8 protein-coding genes and 1 pseudogene are annotated in these 5339 nt (G+C 55.3%); 5 read left to right on the top strand and 4 right to left on the bottom strand.

The genetic code is table 11. The features are described from left to right. From MVK46_RS10035 to MVK46_RS10025, 3 genes are all read left to right on the top strand, one after another. Window positions 1-508: HAD family hydrolase (locus MVK46_RS10035; RefSeq protein WP_297536535.1), on the top strand; the 508-nt coding region annotated here is incomplete at its 5' end. After that, complete coding sequence (gene proC / locus MVK46_RS10030; RefSeq protein WP_297536533.1) at window positions 505-1281, top strand: pyrroline-5-carboxylate reductase; 777 nt, start codon at window positions 505-507, stop codon at window positions 1279-1281. The genes MVK46_RS10035 and proC, both read left to right, overlap by 4 nt. A gap of 57 nt (window positions 1282-1338) precedes the next feature. Continuing rightward, a complete protein-coding gene (locus tag MVK46_RS10025; protein WP_297536532.1) occupies window positions 1339-2166 on the top strand; it encodes a hypothetical protein in 828 nt (275 codons plus the stop codon). 5 nt (window positions 2167-2171) lie between these two features. Here the strand turns inward: MVK46_RS10025 and MVK46_RS10020 are convergent, their stop codons facing one another. From MVK46_RS10020 to MVK46_RS10010, 3 genes are read right to left on the bottom strand one after another with little or no spacing between them, the layout of a single operon-like run. Then, window positions 2172-2921 (bottom strand): MBL fold metallo-hydrolase, encoded by a 750-nt coding sequence (locus MVK46_RS10020; protein ID WP_297536531.1) that lies wholly within the window; start codon window positions 2919-2921, stop codon window positions 2172-2174. Window positions 2922-2965: 44 nt separating this feature from the next. Next, entirely contained in the window at window positions 2966-3343 is a 378-nt protein-coding gene (locus MVK46_RS10015) for a nucleotidyltransferase domain-containing protein (protein WP_297536530.1), read from the bottom strand. Next, entirely contained in the window at window positions 3315-3731 is a 417-nt protein-coding gene (locus MVK46_RS10010; protein WP_297536529.1) for a HEPN domain-containing protein, read from the bottom strand. Before MVK46_RS10010 ends, MVK46_RS10015 begins: the two co-directional genes overlap by 29 nt. Before the next feature lie 47 nt (window positions 3732-3778). On the opposite strand from MVK46_RS10010, the gene MVK46_RS10005 reads away from it, so the two are divergent. Beyond that, entirely contained in the window at window positions 3779-4240 is a 462-nt protein-coding gene (locus tag MVK46_RS10005) for a Mut7-C RNAse domain-containing protein (RefSeq protein ID WP_297536528.1), read from the top strand. Next, window positions 4237-4950, top strand: a complete 714-nt coding sequence (locus MVK46_RS10000; protein ID WP_297536527.1) for a 6-hydroxymethylpterin diphosphokinase MptE-like protein — start codon at window positions 4237-4239, stop codon at window positions 4948-4950. The genes MVK46_RS10005 and MVK46_RS10000 overlap by 4 nt, the downstream gene beginning before the upstream one ends. On the opposite strand, the pseudogene MVK46_RS09995 reads toward MVK46_RS10000, so the two are convergent. Further along, window positions 4947-5339 (bottom strand): annotated as a pseudogene (locus MVK46_RS09995) (ATP-binding protein); the annotation flags it as partial. The gene MVK46_RS10000 and the pseudogene MVK46_RS09995 sit on opposite strands and share 4 nt — an antisense overlap.

Raw genomic sequence — 5339 nt, 5'->3', positions numbered from 1 at the left:
ATCTCTGGTGGAGGAGTTCCCGGCTGGAGAGGGCATAGAGTGGGTTCGGGAGCGGTTCGGGGTTGGAATGCACCGCGGGAGCATAGAGAGGGTCTTCAACACCTTCTACCTCGGGGAAGCCTATCCTGGAAGGCTCTTCGACTTCCTGGGCCTCTGGAGAAAGGAAAAACCGCTCATCGGGGCGGAGCTTTTAAGGGAACTTTCGAAGAAGTTCAAAGTTGGGGTCGTCACGGGCAGGAGCGAGCTTGAGCTTGGATTGGCTGAACAAATCCTCGGCTTCCGCTTTGAGAACGCCATAACGAGGGAGCTCGGCCTCAAGCCGAACCCCGACCTGCTCTGGGAGCTGGTGAAAGGCGAGAAAGGTGTTTACGTCGGCGACACGCTCAACGACGAGCTGTTCGTTGAGAACTACCGGAGGAAATACGGCGATTTTGGTTTCGTCATGGTCGGGCGGGACGTTGAGAACGTCTCGGAATTCGTTGAAAACCTGCTGGAGGGGTTGCGATGAGGGTTGCCGTTCTGGGTGCCGGAACAATAGGAGGGGCGATAGCAAAGGCTCTGAAAAAGGCCGGATACGATGTCGTTGCGACGAGGAGGAGGGTTGAGAAAGCTAAAGAACTGCTCGAGCTTGGAATAGAGGTCATTCCAGACAACAGGAAAGCCGCTGAAAGCGCCGAGGTAATATTCATCGCGGTGAAGCCCAGCAAGGTCGGCGAGGTCCTCGGGGAGATAGCCGACCTAATCGAGGGCAAGCTGGTAATCTCTGTCGTCGCCGGCGTCTCGCTGAAGGAGTTAAAGCGCTTCGCGAAGGCGAAATTCGTGAGGGCGATGCCCAACATAGCCGTTCTCGTCGGCGAGTCCTTCACGGCCTACACGACGGAGCTTGAGGGTGAGGACGTTGAGCTTGTGGAAAAACTGCTGAAGACCTTTGGGGACTGCGTCCACGTCGAGGAGGAGCACATGGACGCGATAACCGGACTGAGCGGTTCAGGGCCGGCCTACGTTACCGTCTTCCTCGAGGCGATGGTTTACGGCGGTCTGCGCGTTGGCCTGCCGAGGGACCTAGCGAAGAGGGCCTCGCTTCAAACGCTCCTGGGAACGGCAAAGCTCCTCATGGAGACCGAGAGGCATCCTGCTGAAGTGAGGGAGTGGGTCATAACGCCGGGAGGAACGACGATAGACGGCGTTTTCGAGCTGGAGGAGGGTAAGATAAGGACGGCAATCATGAAGGCGGTTGACGCGGCAACGAAGAAGTCGGGGATTCTGTCCAAGAAAGTTTAGCTTTCCTCTCGAGACCTAGGCGTAAACCCTTTATCTTCCTCATGCAATCTCTCTGTGATGTCCGTGAATAAACTTGCACTCTTTGCAATTTTCTTCATCCTCATCGCCGCGCTCTCTTCAACTGGGCCTCCGAGGACTACCTCCGCTCCAAATGCAACCGCGATGAGGGCCTTTCTTGAGTCTCAATACGTTCCAGAGGCCGGTCTCTTAAGGGCCTCCGTAGTATCATACCCCGACAACGAGACGATATGGCTCGCCAACGACAACCTTCTCGCCGCCAGAGCGCTGAGGCTTCTCAACTCGAGTCTCTGGAAGAACGTGAGCCGGTCGCTCGCCAGACACGGGGTCGCTTTCAACGGCAGGATAGACCCGCTTCTTGGTAAACCCCTCGGTGGCTTCTTCTGTCCTGAATTTAGAACGCTCGGCCGGGTTTACTCCAAAAAGTTCAACGCGACGTTCACGATAAAGCTTGAGACTGCAAACCGCTCATGCATCATGCAGGACTGGCGCTCCTACGCGGATTTGGTCGTTTACGGGGCGTTAAGCGACCTCCTCCGTGGAAATAGGAGCGAAGCCTTTCATCTCTACTCCCATCTGCTCTCCATGTGGGACGGTAACGGTTTCAGGGACAAGGCCTTCTCCGGTGTTTATCAGTCCTACAAATGTGCCCTTTTTATCTACATCTATCGCTCGCTTGGAAAGCCGGAAGAAGGAAGAACCGTCTACCTTAGGTGCCTTAAAATACTGACGGCGCTCCAGTTGAAGGATGGGGGGATTGTAACCGGCTATAGGACTGAAAATGGAAAGATAGTCCCAGACGGCGACCCCAACACAGAAACAACGGCGATGACAATCATAGGGCTTTATGGAAGGCCTGTGAGCTGAGGAGTTCAGACGTAGAACACCATTCCGTCGTAGGCCACGAGAACTTTGTTTCCCCATCTCCTCCGCACGTAGTCAACCAGCTTGAGAAACGGCAGGTTCTTGTGGGAGATGTGAGTTAGAACGGTTCTCTCCGCAATCCCGAGTCCAATCTCCGCGGCCTCATCAACGTTGTTGTGATAGGGGTCGTCGAAGACCGGCGGATACGTTGCATCAACAATCGCCAGCCTGAGCGGAGCCCTTTCTTCCAAAAACTCCTGCGTTTCCCGGGGGAGACCCTTTGTATCGTAAAGGAGTGCTATGCTTTTTCCGTCCTCCTCGATGAGGTAGCCGAGCGTCTCAACGCCGTGGTTCAGCCTGAGTGCCGTGACCGTGAGCGTGTCGAGCTTGACGGACTCAAACGGCTTCAGAATTTTTGGTTTGAGGTTCTTGGGGTCCTTGAGGATTAGCGCGTCGGCGCTCCCCTTCGGTGCGTAAAGGACGGTCTCCCTCGCCATCCAGCGGAGCTTGTAGAGGCCGTAGATGTGGTCGTGGTGCCAGTGGGTCAGAAAGATTGCCTCCAGCGGGACGTTGAGGAAGTCCCTTATGTCGGTTCCAACGTCGAAGAGAACGGCCTTCCCGTTGTCGGTGATTACCGCGAGCGTTGAGGGTCTCCTCTGGGCGAAGCCGAACTTCCTCGCCTCGTTGCACGTCGGGCAGGTGCAGAGGTGAGCTGGAATCCCCTCGCTCCCGCCGGTGCCGATGAAGTAGACGAGCATAGGAACCACCAAAGTATTTTACAGGCATAAAATAGAGGCCCCCTTTATAAAAGTTCCTCAACTTTAACCGGTTTCACCTTAAGAATCTCCATGTATCGCTTGAAGCCGGCATCGTCAACGATGTGGAACTCGAAGGGATGATAATCCGGAAGTCCAGCGAGCTCTTCGATTTTAACTTCAAGTTTGGCCCGTTCGCGGGGACCTTTTGGGGCATTTTTCACCTTTACCAGCAAATCAACGTCGCTCCCAGCGGTAAACTTTCCAGTCAGAACGCTCCCGAAGACGTAGAGCTCGCACTCTCCGAAGACCTCCTCACAGGCCCGTTTTATGGCTGGAAGATACCTGCGGTAGTTTTTAATCATGAGGTAACGCCTTCTCCCCATTCTGATGAGATTACTCCGAACTTCCTCTTTCGAACGCATCCACTAGCCCCTCCACGAAATCCATAACATCAAGAACGAATCCCATCAAATCCTCGGCGTCTTCCCGGTAGTACCTCTTTGGCTCGTAGCGGGCACCTGTGTACGCATCTTCCAGCTCCCTCAGGAGTCCCCTATTCCCTCTAATGAACTCGACCACCGCGTTCTCTACTCCCAAAGCATCCCCTACTCCTTTAAGCAGTTCCCTTATCGAGTGCGTCCTAAGCCTTACGCCGGAGTACTTTATTATCACGGCCTTTAGATAGAGCTGAAGGGCCTGCTCGGCCAAGAAAACGGCAGTGTCGTACTTTTCACGTTCGAACGCCTCGTTGGCCAGTTCAAGATAATCCTCCGAGCGCCTCAAAAGGGTCTCGACTTCCTCGTAGTGCATCCCACCACCGGAACTACTTTAACCGCTCCTCCTTAATACCTTTCGTTATGAGGTTCATCGCCGACATGATGCTCGGAAGACTCGCCCGCTGGCTCAGGCTCTACGGCTACGACACGCTCTACGGAATCGAGGACGACGATGAGATAATCGAGGTCGCCCGGAGGGAAGGCCGGGTAATACTCACCAAGGACGTTGCCCTTGCAGAGAGGGCTAGAAAGCTCGGCGTTAATGTCTTCCTCCTCCGCTCCAACTCCCTTGAGGGGCAGGTTGCGGAGCTTAAACGTCTAGGGATAAAGTTCGGGGAGCTGTTCCCGGCAAACGCGCGCTGTCCGAAGTGCAACGGGCCGATAAAGGCGGTTCCAAAGGAGGCCGTCAAAGGCAAGGTCCCAGAGTGTGTCTACGAAAAGTACGACGAGTTCTACATCTGTGAGAACTGCGGGCAAATCTACTGGCCCGGAAAACAGTGGAGGGAGATGCTGAAAATGGACCGGAGGCTGAAGGGGACATGAGGTGGGAGGACTGGAGGCCCTTCTACCTCAGAATCGTGAGGGTCATGGGTTATTCAATCGAGGAAGACCGCAGGTCGGCCGAGCTACTCCGCTCGCTCCTCCTTGAGGGCGATGAGTACATCCTCCGGGAGGAGCTTGAGGCGATAATCGGGCGGAAAGTTTATGTCTTCGGCGCAGGTCCGAGCCTTGAAAAGGCCTTAGCCAAGTTCGACTTCTCCGACGGGACGCTCATAGCGGCAGATGGTGCAACAACGGCTTTGCTGGACTTCGGCCTCGTTCCAGACGTAATCGTCACGGACCTCGACGGAAGGATTCCGGACATAAAGCTCGCCAACGATAGGGGTTCCTTCCTCGTCGTTCATGCACACGGAGACAACAGGGATAAGCTCGTCTCCTACGTCCCGTTCCTGTCGAGAATCCTCGGCACCTGTCAGACCGAGCCCCTCGACATAATCTACAACTTCGGGGGCTTCACCGACGGCGACAGGGCGGTCTTTCTGGCGGAGGAGCTCGGAGCCAGGGAGATAACGCTGGTCGGCTTCGACTTCGGCGAGACCGTTGGGAAGTGGAGCAAGCCGTCCCTGAAGGAGCACTCGCCGGTCTGGGAGAGCAAGCGCAGGAAGTTCGAGTTCGCGAGGGAACTGCTGGCATGGCTGGAGAAAAAGGGGAGGGCGAGGATTGAATACCTTTCTCCGGAGCTCATGGACTAAAACCCCACCACGAACATCTGCCAGGGATAAAACGCTATCTTATCTCCCACTTCATACTTGCTACCCAATACGATGCCCTTCTTTGCTTTCAGGCGCTCCATACTCCTTTCAACTTGGTCTTTCCTGGCCTTGCCGAGGCCAACTTCCACTACGACCTTTCCCCCGCCCAGCTCGAGAACGAAGTCTGCCCCGCCCTTGCCGGGTTCGTAGCAGAGTTTGCCGTTTCTGGACTTTGCGAGGAGGAACAGATAGAATGCCACGACATCTTCGAGCAACGAGGCAAAGACCTCCTTCTTCCCTAGACTGAATCCGGAGCCAAAGAGCAGGGCCGACTTTATTGGGACCGCTGTAAACTTTATTTTCGGGCTTTTCCGCCTTGCTTTTGAGAG

Origin of the sequence: Thermococcus sp. (genome assembly GCF_027066465.1) — an archaeon.
Classification (GTDB): domain Archaea; phylum Methanobacteriota_B; class Thermococci; order Thermococcales; family Thermococcaceae; genus Thermococcus.
This window is presented reverse-complemented; position numbering and strand designations above follow the sequence as displayed.